The 25,924-nt window shown below is 62.1% G+C and carries 23 protein-coding genes; 15 read left to right on the forward strand and 8 right to left on the reverse strand.

Annotation, left to right across the window (positions count from 1 at the left end; all coding sequences use genetic code 11):
* Window positions 1-63: 63 nt before the first annotated feature.
* The 4 genes from MRAB57_RS00300 to MRAB57_RS00315 form a co-directional block, all read right to left on the reverse strand.
* Window positions 64-642 carry an Rv1733c family protein gene (locus MRAB57_RS00300; RefSeq protein ID WP_077090295.1) on the reverse strand — a complete coding sequence of 193 codons (579 nt, stop codon included), beginning with the start codon at window positions 640-642 and terminating at the stop codon, window positions 64-66.
* Window positions 643-859: 217 nt separating this feature from the next.
* Entirely contained in the window at window positions 860-1,855 is a 996-nt protein-coding gene (locus tag MRAB57_RS00305) for an Acg family FMN-binding oxidoreductase (RefSeq protein ID WP_077085783.1), read from the reverse strand.
* 133 nt (window positions 1,856-1,988) lie between these two features.
* A complete protein-coding gene (locus MRAB57_RS00310) occupies window positions 1,989-2,264 on the reverse strand; it encodes a hypothetical protein (protein ID WP_077085784.1) in 276 nt (91 codons plus the stop codon).
* Window positions 2,265-2,754: 490 nt separating this feature from the next.
* Complete coding sequence (locus MRAB57_RS00315; RefSeq protein WP_077085785.1) at window positions 2,755-3,585, reverse strand: universal stress protein; 831 nt, start codon at window positions 3,583-3,585, stop codon at window positions 2,755-2,757.
* Between the two features lie 170 nt (window positions 3,586-3,755).
* Between MRAB57_RS00315 and MRAB57_RS00320 the strand changes: the two genes are divergently transcribed.
* The 4 genes from MRAB57_RS00320 to MRAB57_RS00335 all read left to right on the forward strand — a co-directional run bounded on the left by MRAB57_RS00320 (window position 3,756) and on the right by MRAB57_RS00335 (window position 7,579).
* Window positions 3,756-4,352, forward strand: coding sequence for an Rv1733c family protein (locus MRAB57_RS00320; protein WP_077085786.1), 597 nt, complete (start codon window positions 3,756-3,758; stop codon window positions 4,350-4,352).
* A 59-nt stretch (window positions 4,353-4,411) separates the two neighbouring features.
* The gene (locus MRAB57_RS00325) at window positions 4,412-5,299 is read left to right on the forward strand and encodes a universal stress protein (RefSeq protein WP_077085787.1); all 888 of its coding nucleotides are present in this window, start codon (window positions 4,412-4,414) and stop codon (window positions 5,297-5,299) included.
* Between the two features lie 457 nt (window positions 5,300-5,756).
* Window positions 5,757-6,746: an Acg family FMN-binding oxidoreductase gene (locus MRAB57_RS00330; protein WP_077085788.1), complete on the forward strand. Its 990-nt coding sequence runs from the start codon at window positions 5,757-5,759 to the stop codon at window positions 6,744-6,746.
* A gap of 2 nt (window positions 6,747-6,748) precedes the next feature.
* Window positions 6,749-7,579, forward strand: a complete 831-nt coding sequence (locus tag MRAB57_RS00335) for a universal stress protein (protein ID WP_077085789.1) — start codon at window positions 6,749-6,751, stop codon at window positions 7,577-7,579.
* 495 nt (window positions 7,580-8,074) lie between these two features.
* On the opposite strand, the gene MRAB57_RS00340 is transcribed toward MRAB57_RS00335, so the two are convergent.
* A complete protein-coding gene (locus MRAB57_RS00340; protein ID WP_077085790.1) occupies window positions 8,075-9,016 on the reverse strand; it encodes a universal stress protein in 942 nt (313 codons plus the stop codon).
* 326 nt (window positions 9,017-9,342) lie between these two features.
* Here MRAB57_RS00340 and MRAB57_RS00345 point away from each other — a divergent pair, with 326 nt between their 5' ends.
* From MRAB57_RS00345 to MRAB57_RS00380, 8 genes are all read left to right on the forward strand, one after another.
* Window positions 9,343-11,784 carry an HAD-IC family P-type ATPase gene (locus MRAB57_RS00345; protein WP_077085791.1) on the forward strand — a complete coding sequence of 814 codons (2,442 nt, stop codon included), beginning with the start codon at window positions 9,343-9,345 and terminating at the stop codon, window positions 11,782-11,784.
* Window positions 11,785-12,055: 271 nt separating this feature from the next.
* Window positions 12,056-12,943 (forward strand): universal stress protein, encoded by an 888-nt coding sequence (locus tag MRAB57_RS00350; protein ID WP_077085792.1) that lies wholly within the window; start codon window positions 12,056-12,058, stop codon window positions 12,941-12,943.
* 54 nt (window positions 12,944-12,997) lie between these two features.
* Window positions 12,998-13,423 (forward strand): SpoIIAA family protein, encoded by a 426-nt coding sequence (locus tag MRAB57_RS00355; protein WP_077085793.1) that lies wholly within the window; start codon window positions 12,998-13,000, stop codon window positions 13,421-13,423.
* A gap of 51 nt (window positions 13,424-13,474) precedes the next feature.
* Complete coding sequence (locus MRAB57_RS00360) at window positions 13,475-13,939, forward strand: hypothetical protein (RefSeq protein ID WP_077085794.1); 465 nt, start codon at window positions 13,475-13,477, stop codon at window positions 13,937-13,939.
* A gap of 47 nt (window positions 13,940-13,986) precedes the next feature.
* Complete coding sequence (locus MRAB57_RS00365; protein WP_077085795.1) at window positions 13,987-14,826, forward strand: slipin family protein; 840 nt, start codon at window positions 13,987-13,989, stop codon at window positions 14,824-14,826.
* A gap of 55 nt (window positions 14,827-14,881) precedes the next feature.
* Window positions 14,882-16,384: a bifunctional lysylphosphatidylglycerol flippase/synthetase MprF gene (locus MRAB57_RS00370; protein WP_077085796.1), complete on the forward strand. Its 1,503-nt coding sequence runs from the start codon at window positions 14,882-14,884 to the stop codon at window positions 16,382-16,384.
* Between the two features lie 68 nt (window positions 16,385-16,452).
* Window positions 16,453-17,301, forward strand: coding sequence for a universal stress protein (locus MRAB57_RS00375; protein ID WP_077085797.1), 849 nt, complete (start codon window positions 16,453-16,455; stop codon window positions 17,299-17,301).
* Between the two features lie 87 nt (window positions 17,302-17,388).
* Window positions 17,389-18,534, forward strand: a complete 1,146-nt coding sequence (locus MRAB57_RS00380) for a site-2 protease family protein (RefSeq protein ID WP_077085798.1) — start codon at window positions 17,389-17,391, stop codon at window positions 18,532-18,534.
* 207 nt (window positions 18,535-18,741) lie between these two features.
* On the opposite strand, the gene MRAB57_RS00385 is transcribed toward MRAB57_RS00380, so the two are convergent.
* The 3 genes from MRAB57_RS00385 to MRAB57_RS00395 all read right to left on the reverse strand — a co-directional run bounded on the left by MRAB57_RS00385 (window position 18,742) and on the right by MRAB57_RS00395 (window position 20,933).
* Window positions 18,742-19,209 carry an RpnC/YadD family protein gene (locus MRAB57_RS00385; RefSeq protein WP_077085799.1) on the reverse strand — a complete coding sequence of 156 codons (468 nt, stop codon included), beginning with the start codon at window positions 19,207-19,209 and terminating at the stop codon, window positions 18,742-18,744.
* Window positions 19,210-19,592: 383 nt separating this feature from the next.
* Window positions 19,593-19,844 (reverse strand): hypothetical protein, encoded by a 252-nt coding sequence (locus MRAB57_RS00390; RefSeq protein WP_077085800.1) that lies wholly within the window; start codon window positions 19,842-19,844, stop codon window positions 19,593-19,595.
* A 753-nt stretch (window positions 19,845-20,597) separates the two neighbouring features.
* On the reverse strand, window positions 20,598-20,933 hold the full coding sequence (locus MRAB57_RS00395) for a hypothetical protein (protein ID WP_077085801.1): 336 nt from the start codon (window positions 20,931-20,933) through the stop codon (window positions 20,598-20,600).
* An 803-nt stretch (window positions 20,934-21,736) separates the two neighbouring features.
* Here MRAB57_RS00395 and MRAB57_RS00400 point away from each other — a divergent pair.
* The 3 genes from MRAB57_RS00400 to MRAB57_RS00415 all read left to right on the forward strand — a co-directional run bounded on the left by MRAB57_RS00400 (window position 21,737) and on the right by MRAB57_RS00415 (window position 25,901).
* A complete protein-coding gene (locus tag MRAB57_RS00400; protein ID WP_216823719.1) occupies window positions 21,737-23,278 on the forward strand; it encodes a hypothetical protein in 1,542 nt (513 codons plus the stop codon).
* A gap of 1,124 nt (window positions 23,279-24,402) precedes the next feature.
* Window positions 24,403-24,591 carry an excisionase family DNA-binding protein gene (locus MRAB57_RS00410; protein ID WP_077085803.1) on the forward strand — a complete coding sequence of 63 codons (189 nt, stop codon included), beginning with the start codon at window positions 24,403-24,405 and terminating at the stop codon, window positions 24,589-24,591.
* On the forward strand, window positions 24,591-25,901 hold the full coding sequence (locus tag MRAB57_RS00415; RefSeq protein WP_083743565.1) for a tyrosine-type recombinase/integrase: 1,311 nt from the start codon (window positions 24,591-24,593) through the stop codon (window positions 25,899-25,901). Before MRAB57_RS00410 ends, MRAB57_RS00415 begins: the two co-directional genes overlap by 1 nt.
* Window positions 25,902-25,924: the final 23 nt, after the last annotated feature.

A 25,924-nucleotide genomic window follows, 5' to 3' on the forward strand; every position in this document is an offset into this window, starting at 1 on the left:
CATCCGCCCACTTCGCATGCGCTGTATAGAGGCCTTGGCCCGTGACCTCAGGCCCGCCAATGGTCAGCGCTGGTTGGTTCGGCCGCCGTCTTCTTCCAGGCATCTGAGCTCACGCTCCCACTGCGCGTGGCGTTCTCGATCAAGTCGTGAACGTACGCCGGTTACGAAAGAAGTCATCGTGAGAGCCACAAAGAGCAATGCCGCCAGTGTGGCGCCGTAGGCGTCGCCCGCTGCATGCCAAGTCGGGGTCGGTGGGGCCACTGGATTGCTATCTTTGTCCACCCAGACTTCAATGCGGTCACCCACCTTCGCCTGAGTGGTGAGCTGAAGTGGACCGGTGCGCTCGCCAGCCGCGGCCGGCCACCGCGCGTGGACAACAGTCGAACGTGCGCCTTCGGTCTCGGTCTCGAGAACCGTTGCCACGACTGTGTGTCGGTCACGACCTTCTTGAGTAAAGCGGCTGTCACGCACCTCGTAGACGGCAATGCCCACCGCGGCGGCGACGGGTATCGCGATTAGCGAGAGAACGAGCGCGACCAACATGACTAAGGCCTCGATGCGATCGGTGCGCCGCAGCAACGGATTGCGGCCAAAGATGCGACCGATCCTCCAGCAGCGTGGGTCTAATGTGAACGTATCCATCATAACTTCCTTGAACCCCAACGATTCCGGTGCTTAGTGAACACGACAATCGTCGATCACCGCGGCTGTGGCATCCAGAGCCTTTCGGCCCCTTGCGGTATGGCCGGTAGTCATCAAATGAACCTCACGGGACCACCGAACACGGCAGGGCATAGAGCGATTCGGCAGCGGCGGCCTGCCATCCCGCTCCGAAACCCATTCGATCGACCGGACCTACTTAGACGATGTCCTGTTCGCGATCAGCCAGCCACTCGACGAATTCGTCGAGTTCACGCCTCGGTGTCGACGGCAATGGGTCCGCGTTGATCGGCGCCCACCCCACCCGAAGCAGCATCTGCGGGTAGCTGGTGTCACCGAAGATGTCGGACCGGACCAGTTCGCGCGTTTCAGCCGTCTCCAGTGGTTCTGTGACCGGGCAACTGGACAGGCCCAGAGATGTCGCGGTGAGAAGGACGACGCTGGTGGCCTCACCGGCGCGTAGCTGCGCCAACCGATCGTCGGTCCGAGTGCCCAGCGCAAGAATCACGGCACTGTCCTCGGCCGGTGACGAGCCCGGTGTCATAGCCAGCACCGGACCGGCAAAGTGTCGACTCGGGATCTTCGCGTTTCGGTCCGATACCGGCGCATTTCGGGCCGGAACGCCGGCGACGGAAGCGTAGCGCCCACTCCACGCAGTGAGTTCCACAAGATAATCGTGCGTCATGTGATCCCAAACAGATTGAGCCACAATCTTATGCAACTTGTCGACGTCGTCGACCTGGCACAGCGTCACCCCAGCTCGAGCGGCCCGCGCAGCCATCAGGGCGATATCACCCACCGGCACCGGCCAGGAACTATAGGTGCGCCGATCAGTGCGCCGCCGCGGTATCGCCGCGGCAAGCCCTATATCGAGGGTGTCCGCCGAGCAGGAAGACACTTCGATCGCGGCAAGGTGCTCGGGGTCAGCCGGATTCGGCAGACGAGTCACCTTGGCTCCCCACCCAACCGCTGCCAAAGCAACAACACAGTGATTCAGCGCCGCACCACAACTCAAGATGAGATCGCGGCCATCGGGGTCAGCGTTGGGCAGCTGCCGGCTCACGTCAGAGTAGAGATGCAGGCTCTCCGCACCCACCCGCCACCGCCACGGCTGCGTGTTATGGACCGAGGGAGCTCGAGACGCCAGAGCCAGAACAGCGCGGACTGTGCCGGCATCGGGAAAGCGTGCGTTCATGGCTGTGGTCCCCTCTCGTAAGACTTCTTCATGTCAAAGATTGCGCATTCAAAGTGGCCGCACGAGAGCACGACGACCCCAATCCACAAGGACTTTGTGCCAGGACCGGCCCGATGTCCGAGATTCGCTGGAACTAAGCTGCGGCTGCAACGCTCACACCTACGGATAACTGGTCACCGACAGCGCAGGCTGACGCCCAGTCGCCCAGGCAGGCCGCTCGTGCGAGATCTTCAACCAAAGGACTGTCGGCGCCCAGCTCCGCGAGCCAGGCTGACACGATGGAGGCAATCTGATGGCCAGGGACCTGGACTGCGCGCCCGTCATGCAACCGATCGGTAACGTAGTACATCGTCGTCTTTGACAGCACATCCCGATGGCGGTCATGCAACGTCAGGTGGATGAACCTCATCGTGGCCTCCTCGATCAGCCTTGAATTGATCTGACCAGACGTTCTGATGCGGCCAGTAGAGCCGAACGAAACCGGTTGGAAGTGCTTCGGTCGCGTTTCTCGCCAGGCCGAAGTCCCAGCACGAAAGGTATTTCGGCAGCGGGCTCCCGAAGTCCAATGGCCCTAGATCGATGCGTTCGCCGGCTTTATGTTTCGGGCACGTACGACGCCGAACAGCGGAGCACCACTACCAGTTCAGGAGGACACGTTTGTCTATTCAGACACTCGGGGCTGCGCCCGAGAGCACAAGCGATCAGCAGGCGCGCACCCGGATTCGCGATGTCGCGATCGACCGGTTCGGCCGGCACGGGTTCGACCTCCAGCTATCCGCTGTTCCGGCTTGATGTCCATGCTGCGCTACCTAGTGTGCGGTGACAGCTCGAGCGTGCTGGTGCGTCACGGTCAGAGGCTACGACGCATTCGTAAAGGGCTCAGTTCAGGCGTTAAGCATTCAGTGGTCCGTGCCACGCACGATGAGCACGGAGCAGTCGGCGTGGGCAAGGATCGGCGGGCCGTGCGGACCCACTAACTGGGCCACCCGGCCGGCATCCTCGGGGCCGATAACGACGAGTTGAACGGCGCCGATGCGCTCTTGGAGATATCGCGTCACACCCAGTCGCGTCGTCACGACCTCAACCTCGACGTCGGGGAAACGCCGTAGCAAGCCATCGAGGCGCCGGTAGAATTTGTCTCGGTTTCTCTCGAAAAGCGCTCTGCGCCCGACGCATAAGGCAAGCACGGGGGCATGTCGCACTCGAGCCTCCTCCATCGCGCAACGCACGACGTCGCGGTTGCCGGGCCTGTCTTCGACGACCACCGCGATCAGGCCGGCCTCAAAAGGTGGCGATTTCTCGTCGCGCCGAATAATCGCCACCGGGCAGTGCGCTTGTTCGGCGAGGATCGCTGCGGTCGAGCCGAGCATCATGTTGGCCACCCGGCCGATACCCACTGATCCGGCGCAGATGAGGGTGGCGCTGCTCGACTCGGCGATCAGGGCAAGATCGACATCGCCGTAGAGCACCGCTGTGTCGATCTTGACCGGCAGGCCGGTCGCCTCCACTGCCAAACGAGCTGTACGCAAAGAGCTCTCGGCGTAGTCATGCTCAGCAGCATCAGCAGGATCGGAGCTCATCGGCCCGTCAGGGATCTGGATGACGTGAACGAGCCGAAGCGGGACATCGTGATGAATCGCTTCCCTGGCTGCCCATTCGGCGGCTCCGATGGCCGCGTCGGAACCGTCGACGCCAACCACAACGGGGCCGGGTGACTTTACGTTGTTCATTGGCTGCTCCTGATCCGACTAGGACATCAACAGCCATGACGCTATGCAGAGGTCGGCGATAGCACAGGTGCCATAGGCCCTTTGACCAGTGGACGTTGGACTCTACGAGCGGGATTTCTGAATCGCGACGCTGTATACAACGTCGCAATTAACCCCCAGGTGAGGTTGTTATGGAGAGTATCGTGATCCGGCCCATGACGTGGCCGGTCCTTCGGCTTTTCAGCCGCAATCCCCTCATGCGGACCAGCGATCGTGTCGAAGCGGCGGTCACCGCCCTGGGCGTTTTAGTGGTTGTCATCGCCACCGCTTGGGCAGGAGTAGCCGGCACGATGATCCACGACACCGAGACGCAGAAGTATCTTGAACAGGCTCGAACGCGACATGCCTTGGTGGCCAACGCCGTTGACGACAGCGCACCGGCAGGTGCAGCCGAAACAACAGCCTCCACGGTGCATGCCCGATGGCAGGTCGACGGCATCAACCACGCCGACGTGATCGCCACCCGGGACGCAGTCAAAGCCGGCGCACCGCTGCAGATCTGGGTTGATGGTACTGGCAATCAAGTGGATCAACCAACCCCAGTGGCACGTGCGGATAGGGATGCATGGACCGCGGCACTTGTGGGGTGGTTGATCGTCGCGGTGGCGGTCGCGCACGTGGTTGACGTGGTCCATGCCCACGTCAAAAGGATGCAGAACGCCCAGTGGGATCGAGAGATTCGATCCCTCGTCGAGGATGACGGTGGGCGCAGGAACAGTTCGCAATGATCGGCTTTTCTTAAAACAGCGGCGGCCGTAGAGGTCGCCACACCAGTTGAGGAGATGTAATGTCCACTCCGATAAGTCATTCGGGCATCTTGGTCGGCGTCGACGGATCCCCCGCCGCAAAGTATGCGGTCGATTGGGCAGCGCGTGAGGCTGCGATGCGCAATGTTCGTCTCACCATCGTGCATGCCGTCCGACCCATTGGGATACATCAGCCGCCGCTAGCGACGTCGGTATCCTTTGCGCGATGGCAAGTTGAGCGGGGCCAAGAATTCCTGGACAAAGCTGTCGAGATCGCTCGTAGCGCAAGTCGGGATCGTGGGCCGACACAGATCGAAAGCGAGCTGTTGTTCGCGTCCGTCGTTCCGTCCTTGGTCGATTTGTCCAAGGACGCACAGATGGTCGTCGTCGGTTCCCGGGGGCGAGGGCCCTTCGCGCGCAGCTTGCTCGGATCGGTCAGCTCCAGCTTGATCCGCCACGCGCACTGCCCGGTCGCAATAATTCACGACGAGGACCCGCTGATGCCTCATCCAGCCGAGGCACCGGTCCTCGTTGGCATCGACGGTTCGCCGGTATCGGAGCTGGCGACCGCGATCGCTTTCCAGGAGGCGTCGTCGCGAGGCGTCGATCTCATCGCGATGCATGTCTGGAGCGACGTCGAGGTGAACGATTTCCCTGCCATTGACTGGCCGGCGATGAAACCGGCCGCAGACGAGATCCTCGCCGAGCGCCTCGCCGGTTGGCAAGAGCGCTACCCCGACGTTAGGGTGCGACGGATGGTCGAATGTGACCATCCGACCTATCACCTCATCAGGCAGTCAGAGTCGTCGCAACTTGTGGTCGTCGGCAGCCATGGACGGGGTGGATTCGCGGGGATGTTGCTGGGCTCGGTCAGCACCGCGGTGGCTCACTCCGCTCGGATGCCGGTGATCGTCGCGCGCCAATCATAGTTGCGCGCAGGGAAATTCGGTCCTTCGGACGTGATATTCGCATAACGGCACCGAACGTCGCAGTACCGTCTCGCTGCCCGGGCTGGTCTCGACTGGGGAGGTTGCCTCCGATACCCTCGGCATACGAAGCATTTTGCGAGGTTGTCGGCGGTGGCTTTCCCGTGCCACGCCCTGCCCATCGGCATCGCGGCGCTCCGCGATCTGTTCAACCCGGTTTTGGACTTCGGCAAGCGATTCGCGCTACGGCAGTTGAATCACCGGTCGCGACCTCGGCTTCGTCGGCCCCGGATGACATGGGCAACCGCGGATGTCGTAGCCGATTTTGTGCGTGCACACGGTGGTCGGTGACGGCCTGACCGGGCGTTGCCCAATGGCGCCCGGATCAGGGACCTATGGCCCTGCCACCGCTAACCGTCGTCAACGATCCTGAAGGCAGGTAACGATCTGGAGGTCGAAGATGCCTACCATCGCGGTGGAAACCAAAGTCATCGAGGACGCGGTGCGGACAGCGTGCCGCGCACCGTCACTACACAACAGCCAGCCCTGGCAGTGGCTGTTCAACGGTGGGCAACTCCGGCTATTTCTCGATCCAAGCCGAGTAATGGACACCGACCACTCCGCACGAGAAGCGCTCATCAGTTGCGGCGCTGCCCTCGACCATCTGCGGGTAGCGATGGCCGCGGCCGGGTGGCAGTCGCACATCGACCGGTTTCCCAATCCCAACAGTCCCAGTCACCTGGCATCGATCGAGTTCATGCCGACCGAATTTGTGACCGAGCGAGATCGGAGGCTCGCCGGCGCCATCGGGGTACGGCGCACCGACCGCCTGCCGTTCAGCGCAGTGACGGAATGGCAGTCCATCGAAGCTGTGGTGGCCAGCAGCGCCAACCGGCAAGCCGTACACCTGGAGGTCATCGCCGACGATTTGCACCCGCGCCTCAAAGAGGCAGCTCAAATCGCGGAGTCGTTCAGGTCCTACGACACTCGCTACCAAAACGAACTGTGCTGGTGGACAGCACCATTCGAGTCATGGCAGGGAATCCCGTACAGTGCCCTTGTCTCGGCGGCCGAGGGTAACCGAGTCGGTATCGGGCGGGTATTCCCCGCCCCTCATCGACCCGAACGACGCCTCGAAATTCCCGAGGACCACGCCAAGGTCCTGCTATTGTCCACCGACGACGACACTCGCGCCGACGCGTTGGCCGCCGGCGAAGCGCTATCCGCAACATTGTTGGAATGCACGATGGCCGGCTTGGCAACCTGCCCGATAACGCACCTCACCGAGGTCGACGCCGCCCGCGACCTCATCCGGTCGCTCATGGACTACGACGCGGTGCCGCAAGTCCTCATCCGTGCGGGCGCGGTACCCGTCACCGAGAAAGTGCCGCCGCCCACACCGCGGCGCCTACTCTCCGAAGTTCTGCGACTCAGGGGTTATGGGGAATAGCGATGCGCGATTCGACCGCACCACCGTTGCCGATCGTCGTCGGCATCGACGGCTCGCAAGCAGCGATCCGGGCCGCGAAATGGGCTGTCGCTGAAGCTGTCAGCCGAGAGGTTCCGCTGCGTTTAGCCGCGGTGATCCCGCACCAGGCCGAGCCATCCCCACTCGCGTCCGTGGGCAATGTCCCGATAGAGCTTGAATATGCGGAGACCGCGCTCCGGATTGCCTCCGCTGCGGTGACAGCTAGCGGGCACCCCGTCAAAGTCGAGACTGCGATTCTGCGAGGCGATCCGGCGACGGCTCTTATCGCCGAATCCCGTGACGCCGCGATGGTCTGCGTCGGTTCAACGGGGATCGGACGCTTTGCGCGAACGTTTCTGGGCTCCACGGCCGCAGAGCTCGCCGAAGCCGCCCATTGCCCGGTCGCGATCACTCGCACACAGCAGAGCCGGCCGAAGCCTGGCAGTTCCTTGATTGTGGTCGCGGTCAGCGATTCACCCGCAAACGACGACGTTGTCGAGCAGGCGATCCAAGAGGCCCAGCTGCGTCACGCGCCGGTGCTTGTGCTTGGGGTGTGGCGACAAGACCTCGGTGAGATGCCTTATGACGAATTGGACCGGCGGGTGCACGTCTGGGAGCAGCGCTATCGCAGCGTACGGTTATACGCTGCCGCAACCCGAACCGGCATCGCCGATTTTCTTAGTGTGGGCGATCGCCAGATACAACTCGCCGTGATCGGCCGCACCGATACAGATCAGGTCGCGAGTCTTATTGGGCCACATGGTCACCCCGTCCTCGGACACGCCGAGTGCTCGGTACTGATCGTCCGATCCTAGTAGCGACTTGCGGAATACCCAGGCGGCTGAGCATGACCGGAAGCACCCGGCCTGCATCCACACCACAAGAGCTATGAGAGTGGCGTTGTGCACCTTGGCGTCGATCTGGCTGAACTCCAACTAGAGTCTGTTTGAGCCAGCTCGCAAGCCGACCGCTGTTGCACTCATAGTTCGACCATATAGTCACGATCTCGCGTATGCCGCCAAACCGCCTGTGCCACAATTTCTTGCAGTCGCGGTGGTGACCCAATTGGCGCAGCACACTCCCGCGGACACCCATCAGAGCGACGTAGTCGGCGGGTACACTTCGCGAGATGTAATGGCGCCTCGGTGCGTCGCGGTGGGATAGCGGCCGCCAGTGTGATGTCGACGTCATCGGGTGGACGGCGGGAAACCTCCCCCGCGGCAAGGTGTTCAGGTTCATTGGATTTGGCAGGTGGTGAATCTTCGACTACCACCCGAGCGCTGATCGGTGCTGGGTAGATGCAAACCGCGCTATGCGTGCAGATGCAAAATGTCGGAGCGCACCGGTGTTCGTTGGCGAGATAACTCATTTGCGCCCCCGGGTCGGTGAATGATCAGGGGGGTCCGTGTTGAATGCGCAAGAGCGAAGCTCACCGAGCCCCATAGCATGCCGGGAAATCCGCCGCTCTCGTGGCTGCCGACCACCACGAGTTGAGCGCGCTGGGATTCGTCAATGAGCCACTGGGCAGGCTTGCCACAGACGACTCGTCGCTGAACCTGCACGTCGGGAAATTGCGCCTGCCACCTGGCAAGGCGTTCAGCTAGGAGTTGTGCGCCTTGGGTTTCATACTTCCGCCAGTCCATGCCCAGGGTCGGGAAAACCCCATCATCGCTCCAAGCGTGCAACGCGACAAGCTGCACCCTACGACGCGACGCTTCGTCGAAGGCCAACTCAATGGCCCCTTTTGAGGCCGGCGACCCGTCCACACCCACCAAAACAGGCGCGTCACTAGCGGCCGAGCGGTCATCGTCGTGGATCACCGCGACCGGGCAGTGCGCATGATGCGCCATCGCGCCGCTCACGGAGCCCAGCACAAGACGGCCCAGCACCCCCGTCCCCCGACAGCCCACCACGACCATTTGGGCCCCCGAGGAAGCCCCGATAAATATGGACGCGACGGTCGAATAGACGACCTCGGTATGTACGTCAAGCAAAGCGGATTCACCTATCGCGGCCGCGGCGGTCTTGCGCGCGCGCTCGAGGACATAGTGAGCGTTCTCCTCCCGCGCCGCAGCGATCTCTAATTGCCTGGAGGCTGTGACCCAGTCTGGGGCCGGAAAGACCACGTGCAATAGGGTCAGCGGCGCCCTGCGCAGCATCGCTTCACGAGCGGCAAAGCGAACAGCGGCATCGGAGCCAACTGACCCGTCGACGCCGACCAGTACTCCGTATTTTGTTGCCGGCTTTGTCATTTCGGCTCATCGCAACGATGGTCGTGACCGCTGCACTGTGGAGGCAACGAAGCGACCAGCGGTGTGTCCACCCCTAGCGGCCCGAGCTCGTCTAAGCACGCTTGGCCGATCACGTAAGTCATGGCCGAAGCGTATCGGCCGCCGTCTGATCGAGGCTGGGGCAAAGGGCCCGTTCTGTAAGGGACTAATGTCGTCTATCTCCCGGCGCTCCACCATAGTGTTGGCGAGTTATGGCGCGCGAGGCTGCGATGGTGTCTGCAAAAGATGGACTTCTCGTCCGCCGAACCTGCCGGTCACTTAATTGCTTTTCCGTAGGCTTGCGCTTCATGACCCCGTCACTAGCCACTGGGCTCACGGACGCTGAGGTAGCCCAGCGGATCGCCGACGGTGAGGTCAACGATGTCCCGAGCCGGGCGACCCGTAGCGCGTCCGACATCGTGCGGGCAAACGTATGCACCCGGATTAACGCGATCCTGGCTGTGCTGTTCACGATCGTGATTGCGACTGGTTCGTTAATCAACGGGCTGTTCGGGCTGTTGATCATCGTGAATAGCGTCGTCGGCATGGTTCAGGAATTGCGAGCCAAAAAGACGCTGGAAAGGCTCGCGATCATCGGACAGACCAAACCGCTGGTACGCCGGGCGAAAGGGACACGTGAACTATTGCCCAGCGAAGTGGTGCTCGACGACATCATCGAACTCGGGCCCGGGGATCAAGTCGTTGTCGATGGAGTGGTGCTCGAGCAATCCGATCTAGAGATCGACGAGTCGCTACTTAGTGGCGAGGCTGACCCTGTCATGAAGCGGATCGATGACACGGTGATGTCCGGAAGCTTCGTCGTCGCCGGGGCCGGCGCCTACCGAGCCACAAAAGTGGGACGCGACGCCTACGCTGCCCGACTGACCGAGGAGACCAGCAAGCTAACGCTGGCGCGTTCGGATCTGCGCGCCGGGATCAACCGGATTCTGCAGTTCATTACCTATTTGCTGATTCCCGCGGGGCTGCTGATCATCTACACGCAGATGTTCACCGCCCACGTCGGCTGGCAACAATCGGTGCTGCGCACGGTAGGCGCGCTGGTCCCGATGGTTCCCGAAGGCCTGGTGCTGATGACGTCGATTGCATTCGCGGCGGGCGTCGTACGTCTGGGTCGTCGCCAGTGCCTAGTGCAGGAACTCCCCGCTATCGAGGGACTCGCGCGGGTGAACGTGGTCTGCGCCGACAAGACCGGCACGCTGACCGAAAGCCGGATGCAGGTGGCCGCCCTGCAACGGTTGGATTCCGCGCCCGACAAGGAGGCGATCATCGATGTGTTGGCATCAGTGGCGGCCGACGACCCGCGCCCCAACGCCAGCATCCGGGCCATCGGCGACGCCTACCGCAACCCGCCGGGCTGGACCGTCACCGCGAGCGCCCCGTTCAAGTCGGCCACGAAATGGAGCGGGGTGTCCTATGGCGAGCATGGCAACTGGATTCTCGGCGCACCGGACGTGCTGCTGGACCAGTCGTCAGCGGTCGCCAAGCAGGCCGAGGCGGCCGGTTCACAGGGCCTGCGGGTGCTGCTACTGGGGTCCGTCGACCTGCCGGTCGACCATCTCAATGCGCCGGGCCATGTCGTCCCTGTGGCGTTGATCATGCTAGAGCAACGGGTTCGTCCCGATGTCCGCGAAACGCTGGAATATTTTGCTGAGCAGCATGTTTCGGTGAAGATAATCTCGGGCGACAACGCCGTCTCGGTGGGTGCGGTGGCCTCGAAGCTGGGTCTTGACGGCGAGGCACTCGATGCCAGGAATTTGCCTACCGACGTAGAAGAGCTGGCCAAAACACTAGATAATTACACCGCTTTCGGACGGGTGCGCCCGGAGCAAAAGCGTGCAATGGTGCGCGCCTTGCAATCTCGCGGCAATGTAGTGGCGATGACCGGTGACGGTGTCAACGACGTGCTGGCTCTGAAGGATGCCGACATCGGCGTCGCCATGGGTGCGGGAAGTCCGGCGTCGCGGGCTGTGGCCCAGATTGTGCTGCTAGACAACAAATTTGCCACGCTTCCCTACGTGGTGGGTGAAGGACGCCGCGTGATCGGCAACATCGAACGAGTAGCCAACTTGTTCTTGACCAAGACCGTCTACTCGGTGCTGTTGGCCTTGCTGATCGGTGTCAACGGCCTGACCGCCAAAGCTCTAGGCATTAGATCATTGATGTTCCCGTTCGAGCCGATACAGGTCACCATCGCGGCCTGGTTCACTATCGGAATTCCCGCGTTCATCCTGTCGCTGGCGCCCAACGATGAGCGCGCGCAATCCGGTTTCGTACGCCGGGTGATAGTGGTCGCGGTGCCGAATGGCGCTGTCGCAGGCAGCGCGACGTTTGGCTGCTATCTGCTGGCGTTTTGGGTAGGCGAGGCCACTCCGATCGATCAGATGCAGGCATCGACGTCGGCATTGATCACCCTCCTGGTGGTCGCAGTGTGGGTGCTCGCGGTGGTGGCCCGGCCCTACTCCTGGTGGCGACTGGCATTGGTCGCGCTGTCGGGAGCGGCCTATGTGGCGATATTCAGCATCCCGTGGACGCAGCATGAGTTCGGACTGGATCCGTCCAACGTCGAGTTGACTGCCGCCGCACTGGTAATTGGTTTACTGGGCGCCGGCATTGTCGAGGCCGTCTGGTGGACGCAGAGCTCCCCGAGCGGAGGACGTCCGCGCTTGTGGCGCTCAGGACCAAACCGTAAACGGCTCCCGAAGATCGAGATCGCAAGAACGCGAACGTAATGCTGCTTCTATGTGGCAGTCCTTGCGTCAGTCGTCACTTGGGCTAAGGACCTGCGACCCTGCTAACACGCGCGCTCGGCAGACAGTGGCGACGGTGCAATCCGTGACCGGCGCGCTCATAACCGCCGCCTCGAATCCGCACAGCCGAGGCCGCGCTTCGATGGGCGGTAAACCACGAAGAAGGCCGAACGACCGTCGAAGGAAGGACCAAAGCCTCACGACGGGCGTCGCGACGCGGCATAGCGTTTGCGCTTGACGAAAGGTAATCACAATGTCCTTAACGACAAAGCATTGCGGCATCGTCGTCGGCGTCGACGGGTCGCCCGCATCGGACGCCGCTGTTAGATGGGCAGCTCACGACGCGGTGATACGCGGCGTACCCCTGACCCTGATCCACGTGCAAGATCCCGCAGCTCGCAACTGGTCGCAGATCAAGGTGTTAGAAGAGGTGGCGGGATGGCAGAAGGCTGAGGGTCGTGGCATTCTCGCAAACGCGTCGAAGATCGCCCATGACATTGCGAACGATGCTTCGCCGATCACCATTAATGGCGAATTGGAGTTTTCGGCCCCCGGCCCGACGCTCGTCGACCGGTCCGAAGATGCGGAGCTGATCGTCGTCGGCACGGACGGGCGCGGCGCTTTGGCTCGCGGCTTGCTCGGTTCGGTCAGTTCGGGGCTCGTGCGGCACGCCCGTTGCCCCGTGGCGGTCATCCATGACGGCGAACTGCGGATGCCGCATCCCACGAGTGCTCCTGTTCTGGTGGGAGTGGACGGTTCATCGGCGTCAGAGCTAGCTACTGAGATCGCATTTGACGAAGCCTCGCGTCGCCACGTCGGCTTGATAGCACTGCACGCATGGAGCGACAGAGAGCTCATCGAACTTCCAGGTGTCGACTGGCCGTCGGTCAAGGCAGAAGAAGAGCGCCTGATGAGCGAGGCGCTGGCGGGTTGGCAGGAACGCCATCCCGACGTGACTGTGACCAAGCTCCTCGTTTGCGATAGGCCAGCCCGCGCGCTCGTCGAAACATCGCAATCTGCACAGCTTGTCGTGCTTGGCAGTCACGGCCGCAATGCCCTAACCCGCACGTTCTTGGGGTCGGTCAGCAACGCGGTCGTTCAATCCGCCCGCGTGCCGGTGATCGTCGCTCGGCCGGCCTGACGGCACTACTTCGACACTTCAGCCCTCGAGAACAAGAACCGTCAGGAGCAGATCATGATCGAATACGACCTGGATACCGCGCATTCCACCCTTCTGGTGCATCCCAAGTCCGCATTGGACAAAAGCGACTTCACTGAACTTGCCAGTGTGGTTGACACCCAGATCGAGGCAACGGGTGATCTCGCCGGCCTCATCATCGACGCCCCGGAATTCCCGGGTTGGAACAGTTTCGGAACGATGGTCACCCACTTTCGTTTCGTCCGGGACCATCATAAGCGCGTCAAGAAGCTGGCGATCGTCACCAATTCACACATCGGAGATGTCGTCGAGCGGCTGGCGTCGCACTTTGTGTCCGCCGAGGTGCGCCATTTTCCCGGTGAGCAGCTCGAGCAAGCACGGCAGTGGATTAGCGGCGGCGCAGACGCCGGCCAGCCAACCGAACCACGGCCTGGAGCGCGGCCCCGAGAATCTCAAATCTAGAGCCAGGGCTGCCATTTCGATCGGGGGCCGGCATCAAGTGGAGGTATTGCAATGAGTTCTTCACAAGAGTCGCAGCGCAGCACACGCATGTTTGCTCGGGTCCTCGGCCCATTCCTCGTCATCTCTTGTGTCACCGCTGTAGTGCGTGCCTCAGACGTGCGGGCACTAGCCACAGACTTCGGCGCAAATCCGGTATGGCCCTGGGTGGCAGGCGCTTTCATACTAGGAGGTGGCTTTATCATCGTTGCGCTTCACCAGTACTGGCGAGGAGCCGCGGCAGTCATCGTTTCTGTAATGGGCTGGCTTCTGGTGCTGCGTGGGCTCTTTCTGCTGGCGTTCCCAACGGCCTTCATGTCGATGGCGAACTCGGTGCTCGGGGCAAGTGCGCTGTGGCGCTCGGTGTGCGTCTGCTTCGCGCTGATCGGGCTTTATCTGACCTACGTCGGCTGGACGCCCGCACCAAGGTCGATCTCGCAAGCGGCAAGCTCAACCCCCGATCTGCCGCATGCAGCGTGATCTTGTATCCCCACAAGCTTCAACAAATCAACGAACGGTAGTCGACCATGAGTCAGAATGCAGTAGCTATAACCATTTTCGTGCTTATCGTCGCACTGCTGTTGATGGCCGGCTCGATTCGGGTGGTGTCGCAGTATCAGCGCGGTGTGCACTTTCGCCTCGGCCGGGTGATCGCGGTTCGCGAACCCGGACTGCGGTTGATCATCCCAGTGATCGACCGACTGTGGCGGGTCTCCATGCGCATCGTGACTATGCCGATCCAATCTCAGGGCATCATCACCCGCGACAACGTCAGCGTCGATGTCGCGGCAGTCGCGTACTTTCGCGTGGTCGACGCTCGCAAATCGGTCGTCATCATCGAAAACGTTCATGCGGCGATTGATCAAATTGCCCAAACCACCCTACGCAACGTCGTCGGGCAGCACTCGCTCGACGAGGTACTCGCCCAGACAGAAGTGATCAATGCGAACATCCGCCAAATTCTCGATATCACGACCGTGGAATGGGGTGTGGAAGTAACCCTAGTAGAACTCAAGGACATCCAACTGCCGGACAGCATGAAGCGAGCAATGGCGCGCGAGGCCGAGGCCGAACGAGAGAAGCGAGCTAAAATCATTGCCGCCGAAGGTGAAGCACGCGCCGCCGCGGCGCTTGGTGACGCTTCCGACACCATGATGCAGCACCCGCTGGCGTTACAACTACGGAATCTGCAGACCCTGGCGGAACTGGGGGTGGAGAAAAACACGACCATCGTGTTTCCCGCCCCTTTGATGACCGCGATCGGAGAACTCACCGGGTTCCTGACACGCGAGTCGACCGCCTCACGATCCGGCTGTCCCAATGGCCTACCCGACGAAAAGCTCACCCATGTCTTGGGCCCACGCTGAATGCTGCGGCTGGTCAAACGTTTTCGATAGACCCACGCACGAGTAGGAGGTAGCGATGGATGCGGCAAGCCTAGCCACGGTCCCCGCCGGCCCGCGCGTGATGGTCAGCTTCGACTCGCGCCCGATGCGATGGATCGGCACGGTGACACTCGTCGGCGCGCTCGCCCTGCTGACCGTGATGGTGGCATGCGATCATCGGGTCGGCGAGTGGTATAGCACCAGTCGACTGAGCTGGTCACTATCGCTTTTGCTGGCGGCGATGCTGGTCGCAAGAGGCATCCGTATGGGTCGTCCAGTAACCATTAGCCACGCCACATCAGCGATGGGCGTACTTTTCACCGGCGTAGGTTCGCACCTGCTGTCATCTGAATTGCTCGGCAACGGGCTAGTCGTCGGCGCCGCGGTGATACTCGTATGGCCGATGCCATCACGGCCTGATCCTGTTGCACTGCCACGAATATGGGCGCTAATCGAGGCGACCCAGGGAGATCCGCTTGCCCCGTTCGCGATGCAGTCGATGAAAAGTTACTACTTCAATACCAACGGCGATGCCGCCATCGCCTATCGCGCACGGCTGGGCTTCGCAGTGGTCAGCGGTGATCCCATCGGCGCGCACAACGCTTTTCCCAAGCTGGCAAGCGACTTCGCCGCAATGTGCAACAGTCGCGGCTGGCGAATCATCGTGCTGGGCTGCAGTGAGCGGTGGCTTAAATTATGGCAGAAAGCCGGCGTTATCGGCCAGTCGTTGCGACCGGTGCCCATCGGACGCGATGTCGTGGTCGACGTGTCGCGCTTCAACATGGTTGGGCGGAAGTACCGCAACCTGCGCCAGGCAGTCCGGCGCACACATAACGCCGGGATCACCACCGAGGTGGTCGCCGAACAGGAACTTGACAGCGCACTAGCGCACGAGTTGGCGGAGGTGCTCAACGCCTCGCACCGCGGAGCCCATGCCGAGCGCGGCTTTTCGATGATTCTCGACCACGCGCTCGAAGGACGCTACCCAGGTATCAAGCTGATTATCGCGCGAGACCGATACGGCCGACTGCAAGCGTTTCACCGATATGCGACATCCGGCCAAGGTAGCGACGTGAGCCTTGATGTGCCATGGCGCCGACCCGGAGCACCAAACGGCGTCGACGAGCGACTCAGCGTCGACATGATCGCATACACCAAAGAGAAGGGTGGCAACCGACTTTCGCTGGCCTTCGCCGCGTTCCCCGAAATCTTCGACAACAAGAACCGGAGCCCGATCGAAACCATCTATTACGGTCTTATCCACTTGGGTCATTCGCTGATCAAGCTGGAATCGCTGTACCGATACCTGCGCAAGTTCCACTCATTCGATCAACGCCGTTATGTGCTGTTGTCGATGCGACACATCCCGGCCGCGCTGCTCGTTCTGCTATCGCTGGAATTCGTACCTCGTCGGCGGCATCTGCGTCAGGGACCTCGAACCACGTTAGGCGATAACACCATGGGCGGTACCCGCCGAGGTGAACACGAGCGACCGAAAAGGGGCACAACGGACCTTCAAGTGAGGACTATCGCCTCCTGAACAGCCGTGACGCGACTAATAACGTTCTCGGTAGTGGTTTGTAGGACCGTCGAGACCTGGGAGCGCAGATGTTTGAGAATTATCCGCCGAAGTCGGTCGTGGTCGGGATCGACGGATCGCAGGCTGCTCTTTGGGCGGCGCAATGGGCCGTCGACGAGGTAGCTGACACAGATACCCCACTGCGGCTGCTTTACATCAGAGAACTGAGCCCCAACGCCAACCGACGGGAAACCCGTGAAGTACTAGTGGCGGCGGAGGAAGCGGTTCACAACGCGCATGCCGCGATTGAGGCAATGGGAAAGCCAGTCAAGGTCGAGATGGAGATCGTCGAGGGCCGCCCATTGCCGGCATTGATCGACGCTACCTACTCCACGCGACTGCTATGCATTGGAAACACCGGATCCGGCAATGGCTCTGACACTGGGTTTGGTTCTACTGCAGCTGGATTGGTGCAGTCTGCCCATTGCTCGGTGGCGGTCCTAAGAGGCGACCACGACGAGGACATCACTGACGGTCGGTCGATCGTGGCCCACGTCGACGGATCACCCGACGATGATCCTGCTTTGGAGTGGGCTTTCGAGGAGGCCAAACGGAGGAATGCTCCGCTGGTACTGATGACGGCCTACCGATCGGGATTCGATCTCCTCCAGAATGATCGCATCCTCTACGAGCATGATCGCCGGATGCAGGCGATACTTGATCGCTATGTCGCGGTTCGGACGCCGCACTATCCTGAGGTCCACGTTCGCACCATTACCGCTTACGGTACGTTCCTCACCCATCTCGCTGAGCACGCGAAAAGCATTCAATTGGTGGTCGTCGGCGCAAACCAAGCCTGCGAATTGCGCCAGCTTGTTGGCCCAACGGGAGCGTTCGCATCGCGCCACAGCGATTTTTCCTTGCTTGTCGCCCGCTAGCGATGCAGATGCAAAGCTTGGAAGCCGCTGGCGTTAGTTGGGATACCCGCGCATTCTATTGTCCAACAACAGATCTGGAGTTGTAACGTGGCTGAGAACATACGCCTTGGAACGGTGGCGGGCTTCCGCCTAGGCGTCCATTGGAGCGTCCTGGTCATCTTATGGTTGTTCACCTGGAGCCTTGCCAGCACGCTATCCGACACTGCGCCCGGTCATTCGGCACCGACCTACTGGATTGCCGGCGCAGTTGGCGCGACGGTGCTGCTGGCGTCATTACTGGCGCACGAATTGACGCATGCGGTCGTCGCCCGTCGCGCCGGAGTGCCGGTGTCTGATGTGACGCTGTGGTTGTTCGGCGGCGTTACTCGCTTAGGGGGCGAAGCACAGACCGCGGGAACAGAATTCCGCATCGCGGTTTCTGGTCCGGTGACAAGCCTGGCGCTGGCGGGAGTCTTTGCAGCCGTTGCCGTAGTGTTCCGGCAATTAGGGGTCGCGAATATCGCTGTGGGCGTGGCGTGGTGGTTATCCGGGATCAACGTGTTACTCGGTCTGTTCAACCTGTTGCCGGGTGCGCCTTTGGATGGCGGCCGTGTGCTCAGCGCTTACTTGTGGCGCCGGCACGGCGACAAGGTCCGCGGTCAGCTCGGCGCCACTCGCGGCGGCCGCATCGTCGGGTACGCACTCATCGCGCTCGGGCTGTTCGAGTTCATGACCGCATCGATTCTGTCCGGCGTGTGGACCGTGTTCATCGGATGGTTTCTGCTCTCCGCGGCGCAGAGCGAAGAACACCGGATTGTGACCCGCCAGTCCCTTTCCGGCATCCGCGTCGTCGACGCGATGACCGCCCGCCCGCACACTGCTCCCGGCTCGATCTCGGTGGAGGACTTCATCCAGTCCTACGTTCTCGGCGACCGCCACTCGGCCTATCCGGTACAAGGCCCCGGTGGCGCCATCGTAGGACTGATCACGCTAACGCAATTGCGGCAGGTGGCTCCGGGCGAACGCAGCACCACCCTGGTGCGTGATGCTGCCATGCCAATAGACCAAGTCGTCACTGCCGCACCGCACGAGACGCTCACAGCCTTGCTGGAGCGGCTCGCGCCGAGCCGCGGCAGCCGGGCGCTCGTGATGGACCGTGGCCAACTGGTCGGTATCGTGACCGCAAGCGATATCAGCAGATTGATCGATGTGCACACTCTTGAGGTACCGAAAGGCGCTGATCGAGTGTTGTGATCCGGGGGCGTCGACCACGTTCGCTCTGCCGAGTTCGTCTCGCGGAGGAGTCCGCTAAGTATCAGGCCCCGTCCCGCCGGTGAATAAATCGCGGTCCTCTGCCCCGGGGCCCTTCACACCGTATGAATCGAAGCGCCGGCATTCGCCAGCGTGCACCGCGGGATCGACCCACAACGCCGCCGCGCCTCCGCCTCACACGCCCTCACGTTAAGCACTTCCACCGACACCGACCGGCCGCGCCGCGTCACCGGCCGCGCTTGCGGCGCCCTGGCCCGCGTTCTGCGGCGCGTCGGTCGCCGGACTGGCCGCACCTAGTGCATCCGGCGGCGCGACCGGCTGTGCACCCGCTGATTTGAGCACCGCGCGGACCTCGCTGACCTTGATTCCGGCCAGTTCGGCGATCGCGGTCAGGGTTTCGCCCCGATCCAGCATGCGCGACACCGCCGCCGCGCCTTCCTGGCGGTGTTCGTGACGTCGCCGCTCGCCCTCTGCGCGAATCTCGGCCACACGGCCCTGCTCCCACTCGTCGACGGCCGCCAGCCGGCCCAGTTCGACCAGAAACGACGCCGCGTCATCGACGTTGTGCCGCTCACGTTCCTGCCGAGCCTCGTTGGCCTTGGCCTGCGCTTCGCGAACCTTTTTGCGCGCTTCGGTTTTCGAGTTGATATTCGCCATGGCCGCACCTTACGGCGCGCTCAACTCGCGTTTCTACCATCACCCACAACATCACCGTGTCCCCATTTGTCCACATCCCACGTTTCCCAGTCCCCCACTGCACCAACATAACCCGCTCCACACCCACAGCCTGCTCCCCACAGCGCACCGCCACCAACCGTTTTCGACCAGCCCACGAACCACACACCTCTTGCATTAAGGTCACTTCTTGATAACAGCTTTTCGTCCGTACGAAATTGCAGTAGCGTGTCACCGTGGCCAACCCGCCCGTCTGCCCGCGCTGCAGTGCCGAGCTGCCCGCGGCGGTCGGTAAAGGTCGTCCACGCTTGTGGTGCTCGCAGGCATGCCGCCGGGCCGCCTACGAAGAGCGCCGCGCTGCACGCTCAGGAGCCATCGGACTGCGCATCGAGCGGGTCGAAAAACCAGTGTGGCGCGTCGAGTATCGCGACCACATCATCGAGCAGCCCGCGCCACCACCAAACCCCGCCGAGGCGGCTGCGATCGTCCTTGCCTCGCCACGTGCGTGCCGCGCTGTGCTTGAAGGCCTCGCCGATGCTGCAGCCGCCGGCACACTGCATCGCGGTGAGCACGACACCACCGTGCTTGCGGCCGTGCGTCTTCTGACTGCGCTCCACGCCGCCCGTCTGCTGACCTAACCGCAGGAGCTGACGACCTGCGCTCGCGGCGCCGCAAACCGCACCACAGCCGCGCCGCCGCGCCGGCGCGCGCTTCACTACCCGCCGCCCGCGCGGCGCGTTCTTCCCAGCGGGCGAGCGCGACCGCGCTACCCCGACGCCGCAGTCATGTCGACGCGGCGGCCAATGAGGCCGATGTCAAACCTCAAAGGAATACGCGCATTAAGCAAGCGCCTACACCTGTGTGCCGTCTGCACTGCTGGCTTGGTGACCGCGTGAACCCCGCAACGCAAGCAATCGAGCAAGGTTTTTAAGGGCTGTAGCCGATCGAGACGATCGCCGTAACCGTCGGCCGCAGCATCGCATCATGGGTCGCCCAGCTCGCGCCCGAGGCCAATGGAGTGATCAGCAACGTGGCGGCCCGGATGATGCAACTGAGAACCTCGCAGACCGGCGCCCCAGCTGGCGACGCGGCACGCTGGCGCCGGCGGCGTGACGAAATTCGTTCCGTCACCGGCCCGAGTACCCTGTTGGCGTGCTTGACCGACGGGAGGTTTGACCACGCTGGCCCAGTAGAGGGCTGGGAAGCAAGTGACCGAGGCTGCTGCCTTTGCGACCTGAATCGCGAACGATCTCGACGCGTGCAATGCGTGCTAGCCGAACGAGATCGACGCCAATGCAGCATCAAGTTCGGCGGCTATGCCGTCTCCGGTCGAATCGTGGGCAGGCGCCACGCCGACAACCGATCGACATTCAGTTGATGTTGACACCCGTCAGGCCAACCTCAAAGAAGTCGGCGACCGGCACATCGGGCAGCACATCGCACAACACCGTCACCAACGCGGATCTTCGGGCCTCGCGCACCAGCTCGGCCTGGGTTTCGGAATCAGGTAGTCGCCAGTGCTGCTGGCCCCATTGCGTAACCGCCCGATCAGCCCAATCGTCGGCCAGCTCAACCACTCTCAGTGCAACCTCCTGGGCCGCCTCGTCGACGAACTCCCGCCGCTCCGCGTCATCCCAGCTCGCTGGCAGCCGCAAGTGCCGGTCCAACACCCGGGCCACCAATCCGGTAGGTACCAGATCGTCCATGCTGCCATTCTGCGCTGGCGGAATATGTCCTCTTTGAACCGACACGCTGAGCCGCCGTGAAGCGTCGGCAATGAGAGTCGCGACAACGAACAACGGCGCTCTGCAGACGATGTCGCCTCTCATGGCGAGTTAATTGCGTTGTTGTGGTAGACGGCTGTTCGCTCTGCGCTTTACGCTCCGGCCATGGAAGGACAGTGCGACCCGAAGTGCACACTCGTCGGCAGCCCGTCGGGATGCGTTCCGCTTCGCTCTTGCCGCTCTGCACGCCCGACGCATTGCCGATCAAGCTGGTCAAGCAGGTCATCGCTCAGCCGGCTCTCCGTGAGATCGGCCGCTTCATCACTGAGCACAGCGAGCGGCGGCGTAATGGAGGCAGGCCCGCTGACAACGCATGATGGGAATCGCTCAGTGTGGCAGCCATTAGTCGGAGGACTGTAAAAGATATGGGACGCAAGAGCCGCCGCAAGCTCGAGCGGAGGCTTGGTCTCCTGCAACCGACACGTAAAGAAGCGGAGCGTGCGAGGCGAAAGGGCGAACGACGCGCCCGGCACGTCCAACCAACCGTCGAGGAGTATGAACGCATCGCCGCCCGCGGCCCGGCGCGACTCATTGAGACACTCCTAGGTCGTCACTCGACTCGGATCGACAATCTCCCTGCGGCCCTTCAACTATCGATGGACCGCTGCCTTACTCATCTGCTGTCGATCTACGAATTGGATACGGTCTACGCGGACCGAGGTGCCTCCCTGGCACAGCTACATCTCCCGCACGAGAGTCCTTGGCCGACTCACCTCGCTTGGAGCATGGACAGTGCCGTCACGGCTATTCGGTTGATCCTCGTTGGGCAAGTTGCTGGCGCGGCAATTGTTCTGCGACAGCAGCTGGGTCGTTGGACGGTGCTCCTTGCGATGGCTGCCAGTAGTGGGCGCAGACCTCACGAGCCGATTGAGTCGTTCATCGCGCGAGCGTGGACCCAACGCGCCATGAGAAGGCTGAGCCGATATACCGCCGACGTCGCGGTCCACGAAAAACTCGACGATCTTGGAGACGAGCCGCGCACAACAGGTTTCATCGAAAGGGACCATGAGCATGTGCAAATCGATGGTGATCGGGCAATATGCCCTGCCAGCGTGTACCACGGGCTGTGCGAGCTCATCGAGGCAAAACAGGCTGAAGCCGCGGTCGGGTGGGAAGCGCTGCACAACCTCGACCCAGAGCGCCCGCCGCCGGATGCTTGCGGTGCCGCAGATGCTCTCTCAGATGCACTGGCGCTCTGCATCATTCAGATGCGACTCGCCGCAGCAGCGGTGTGTGAAGCGTTAGGAGATCCTGACAAAGCCGAGGAAATCAGGACCATGTCGGCGCCGGAGGAACGATTCGCCCATTGCGCATCGGAAACGCAACTGCTGCTACGGAAGTCGCCGGTCGCACGACTGACCCCGGCCCTCGTACCGCTGGTGCGCACTGAGCTTGCCGAATCCCTCAATATCGACTATGCCGCCAAGCTGTACACCGACTACCACAACGTTCTCGCGGCGAGATCGCACACTCAGCGCTACACACGTCAAGAGCTCGCAAAACTCGCCTTTGCCGCACACAGGTACTCGCGGTTCCTTCTTACAGAAGCCGCCCACGCACAGGATCTCAAGCTGTCAGACAAGCACTTACACATTGCCCAACACTTCGACCATATGTCGCCGTACGTCGTGACCGCCGAGTTCGCCGCTTTGTGCGCACGGTGGAATCAGCCCCGATCGGAGATCGCCGCAGCCGCCATGCTGATATCGTCGACCCTCCGCTCCGGATACTGGCTCTGGCTCGAAGAAGATGACCGTGCCATGGGGATACTGAGGTGCACGCTGCACCAGGCCGCTCGATTGCGAACCTGGCACATCAACGCTGACGTCGCCAGAACATTGGAGACTGTGTCATTGACCACTCCGCGAGACTGGATGAACGCCGCAGGCTGGTCCAAATTCCGGTCGCTGGATCGTGCGTTGTTTGAGTTCGCCCACGCGAACCGGGACAGCGGCGCCGACGCCGCAGAAATCCTCCTGGAGGATCGACACAACGACGCCGGAAGCGCAATATCGTTACGGCTGGCTCGACGGACAGCCCTTGACAAAGTCACTGCGCTCGCCGCATCAGAAACGATCAAGTTTGTTGCAGCGCAACAATCACCGGCAATCGCAGATGCCATGCGGGAAGCGCTGCTTCGCGCCGGACTCGACATCCAGATGAGGCGGGCCCGCAGGCAGCCAAGCAGACGCGGGTCACCACGCCTCACGGCACAAGGCACCGTCGCAAACCCCGGCCCACGGCTCACAGGTCAGCGCGATGCTTGAGCTTCGCCAACGTTCCAAGTGGACACCCTGCGTGTCAGGGTGATTTGAGTCCACTGGTTCAGAGCAAATCGGTCTGACGCAGGGCGAGATACGGATCGGCAGATCATGACCAGTTCCACGATTACTTCGGTGAACCACAATGAACGGATGGATCCAACCCACCCGAGACCTGATGGGCCGCGGCGGCGTCGCGCGTTCACCGCGTCGGACAAGATTGCCCATCTGTCGGCTACGAGCTGGCGTGCGAACACGGCGAGGGTGGCGCTTATTTGCGGCGGGAGGGCTTGTATTCGTCGTCGATCTGCGAGTGGCGCAAGCAGCGCGACGCCGGGGTGCTCGCGGGCAAACGGCCCGGCGAAAGGGTCGGCAGGCTCACCGCCGAGCAAGCCGAGATCGCCCGGCTCACGCGGGAGAACGCCCGGATGAGCAAACGGTTGTCCACCACCGAAGCCGCCCTGGACATCATGGGAAAAGCGCACGCTCTCTTGGAGACTCTCTCCGAGAGAGAGCGGATTCCGACGAGCAGCCCAAGAAGCGATGACCGATGCCTACGTGGCGTTGATCGCCGGCGGTGTCGCTACGAGGCACGCAGCGGTGATGACCGCGACGGTGCGCTCAACGGCGACACAACAAGGGGAACCGAATCGCCGGGCCAGCAGTGTCATAGCTTGTCGCACCCGCGGGCTCAACCTCGAGTGGGACCGGCGCCGGTGCCCCCGACTGCACCCGAAGGTTTATTTGCTATCGAATGTCGCGCTGTTGGTAGCGGAGATCGAGGACCATGCTTCATGATCTCGGTATGACCTGCCGCCAGTACCAGCGGCGGGAGACGGAGTGATTATGGCTGCTGTGAGTGACGGTCCGGTGATGCTCACCGCCCATGATGTTCGAGCGATGACCGGAGTTCCGGTCTCGACGCTGCACGACTGGGCGGCTAAGCGGGAACGCGGTATCGCCGCCCCGGCCCGACATCATCCAAGGCTCAGCGATCTGCGGCTGTCGGGCTGCCAGACGACTCCAAGCACAAGAAGACATTCCAGGGCGCGGAGTCCCATGACTAACAACGACACAGATGGCCCCGAGATGTTCAGGGCCGAACAAAAGCAAAGTTGGTGAGGTGGTCCATGTTGACGGACCGCGGAGAACTCATCACAGTGCAGGCTGCAGCCAACCGACTCGCCGTTAGCCGATGGATGATCTACCGGCTGATCTGGGATCAACAGATCAAGTCCGTGCAGATCGGTCGGTGCCGGCGGATCGTCCGAAAGTCGTTTGACGAGTATGTCGCCGGCCTTATCGACGGGGTCGCGTGATGGTCGCACGGCATAGAGCAAAGCGCAACGCAAACGGGGAGGGCGGCGTCTATCGTCGCGCCGACGGCCGCTGGGAGGGCAAGTTCTTTGTTGACACACCCGACGGGCTGCGAAAGCGGATCAGCGTCTACGGCGATACCGAGCGGGACGCCCTCAACGAACTGAATAAGTTGCGCGATCAACGGCGTCGTGGTATTCCGGTTGCCACGACGACGTTGACAGTCGCCGAGTACATGTCGTATTGGCTCGAACAGATTGCCGCGCCCAGCATTCGGCGAACAACCTACGCCACCTATGAGGGCGACGTCCGCCTTCACATCGTGCCCGGAATAGGCAAGCGACAGCTGAAAAGGCTACAGGCATCCGATATCCGGGCATGGCTGAGCGAGCTTCGTACGAAATGTCAGTGCTGCGCCCATGGCAGGGATGCCGCTAGGAAAAAGCCTCGGTGCTGCGCGCTCGCCAACCCGGAATGCTGCCAGGCCTTTCTGTCGGCCAGTTCGATCCGCCATATCCTTCGGGTTCTACGCGCCGCACTGCAGGATGCCGTCGACGAGGAGCTGCTCAGTCGAAACGTCGCGCGGCTTGTGCAGCTGCGGGTGACCGATGATCGCAAGGTTCGAAGCTTCACCCGTGCTGAAGCGCTTCGCTTTCTCGAAGCTGCCGAGCAGCACCGGCTGTACGCACTGTGGGCCGTCGCGTTGACGATGGGGCTGCGGCGCGGTGAGGCACTCGGTCTCGCATGGGCCGACGTCGATCTCGGGGAAGGGCGACTGACAATCCGGCAGGCACTGCATCGGGTAGACGGGCAACTGCGACTGGACCCTGTGAAAACCGACGCATCGATCGCGGTGCTGCCCATACCAACCCCGTTGGTGACCATTTTGAGAGGGCACCGCAAACGACAGCTCCAAGAACGGTTTACAGCCGGTTCGCGATGGCGCGAGACGGGGTTGGTCTTCACGACTTCCCATGGCAGCTTCATCGAACCGCGGAATGCGAATCGAATGTTCCACCAGCTGTGCGAGAAAGCAAACGTCCCCCAGCTACGCGTCCACGATCTTCGCCACTCGTGCGCCACATTGCTTTTCACGATGGGCGTCCAGCCTGCGACGGTGCAACGGATTCTGCGCCACAGCTCGATCACGGTGACCACGGGCACCTACGTCGAGGTGATCGAGGCGGTGCAACGTGACGCGCTGGACTCGATGGGCTCCCTGTTCGCACATGTTGGCGATGGTTCGACGAGCCCGCTGTCGTCAAAGACGGGCCCGTTGTCGTCAAAATTGTCGTCAAACGGCTCAGAATAGTCTGCCCAGAACCGCATTCTCCC

This window comes from Mycobacterium rhizamassiliense (genome assembly GCF_900157375.1).
In the GTDB taxonomy this organism is placed as follows: domain Bacteria; phylum Actinomycetota; class Actinomycetes; order Mycobacteriales; family Mycobacteriaceae; genus Mycobacterium; species Mycobacterium rhizamassiliense.

Coding starts and splice junctions, on each gene's coding strand:
- MRAB57_RS00300 (WP_077090295.1), bottom strand. CDS start 642: ATGGATACGTTCACATTAGACCCACGCTGCTGGAGGATCGGTCGCATC.
- MRAB57_RS00305 (WP_077085783.1), bottom strand. CDS start 1,855: ATGAACGCACGCTTTCCCGATGCCGGCACAGTCCGCGCTGTTCTGGCT.
- MRAB57_RS00310 (WP_077085784.1), bottom strand. CDS start 2,264: ATGAGGTTCATCCACCTGACGTTGCATGACCGCCATCGGGATGTGCTG.
- MRAB57_RS00315 (WP_077085785.1), bottom strand. CDS start 3,585: ATGAACAACGTAAAGTCACCCGGCCCCGTTGTGGTTGGCGTCGACGGT.
- MRAB57_RS00320 (WP_077085786.1), top strand. CDS start 3,756: ATGGAGAGTATCGTGATCCGGCCCATGACGTGGCCGGTCCTTCGGCTT.
- MRAB57_RS00325 (WP_077085787.1), top strand. CDS start 4,412: ATGTCCACTCCGATAAGTCATTCGGGCATCTTGGTCGGCGTCGACGGA.
- MRAB57_RS00330 (WP_077085788.1), top strand. CDS start 5,757: ATGCCTACCATCGCGGTGGAAACCAAAGTCATCGAGGACGCGGTGCGG.
- MRAB57_RS00335 (WP_077085789.1), top strand. CDS start 6,749: ATGCGCGATTCGACCGCACCACCGTTGCCGATCGTCGTCGGCATCGAC.
- MRAB57_RS00340 (WP_077085790.1), bottom strand. CDS start 9,016: ATGACAAAGCCGGCAACAAAATACGGAGTACTGGTCGGCGTCGACGGG.
- MRAB57_RS00345 (WP_077085791.1), top strand. CDS start 9,343: ATGACCCCGTCACTAGCCACTGGGCTCACGGACGCTGAGGTAGCCCAG.
- MRAB57_RS00350 (WP_077085792.1), top strand. CDS start 12,056: ATGTCCTTAACGACAAAGCATTGCGGCATCGTCGTCGGCGTCGACGGG.
- MRAB57_RS00355 (WP_077085793.1), top strand. CDS start 12,998: ATGATCGAATACGACCTGGATACCGCGCATTCCACCCTTCTGGTGCAT.
- MRAB57_RS00360 (WP_077085794.1), top strand. CDS start 13,475: ATGAGTTCTTCACAAGAGTCGCAGCGCAGCACACGCATGTTTGCTCGG.
- MRAB57_RS00365 (WP_077085795.1), top strand. CDS start 13,987: ATGAGTCAGAATGCAGTAGCTATAACCATTTTCGTGCTTATCGTCGCA.
- MRAB57_RS00370 (WP_077085796.1), top strand. CDS start 14,882: ATGGATGCGGCAAGCCTAGCCACGGTCCCCGCCGGCCCGCGCGTGATG.
- MRAB57_RS00375 (WP_077085797.1), top strand. CDS start 16,453: ATGTTTGAGAATTATCCGCCGAAGTCGGTCGTGGTCGGGATCGACGGA.
- MRAB57_RS00385 (WP_077085799.1), bottom strand. CDS start 19,209: ATGGCGAATATCAACTCGAAAACCGAAGCGCGCAAAAAGGTTCGCGAA.
- MRAB57_RS00395 (WP_077085801.1), bottom strand. CDS start 20,933: ATGGACGATCTGGTACCTACCGGATTGGTGGCCCGGGTGTTGGACCGG.
- MRAB57_RS00400 (WP_216823719.1), top strand. CDS start 21,737: ATGGACAGTGCCGTCACGGCTATTCGGTTGATCCTCGTTGGGCAAGTT.
- MRAB57_RS00410 (WP_077085803.1), top strand. CDS start 24,403: ATGTTGACGGACCGCGGAGAACTCATCACAGTGCAGGCTGCAGCCAAC.
- MRAB57_RS00415 (WP_083743565.1), top strand. CDS start 24,591: ATGGTCGCACGGCATAGAGCAAAGCGCAACGCAAACGGGGAGGGCGGC.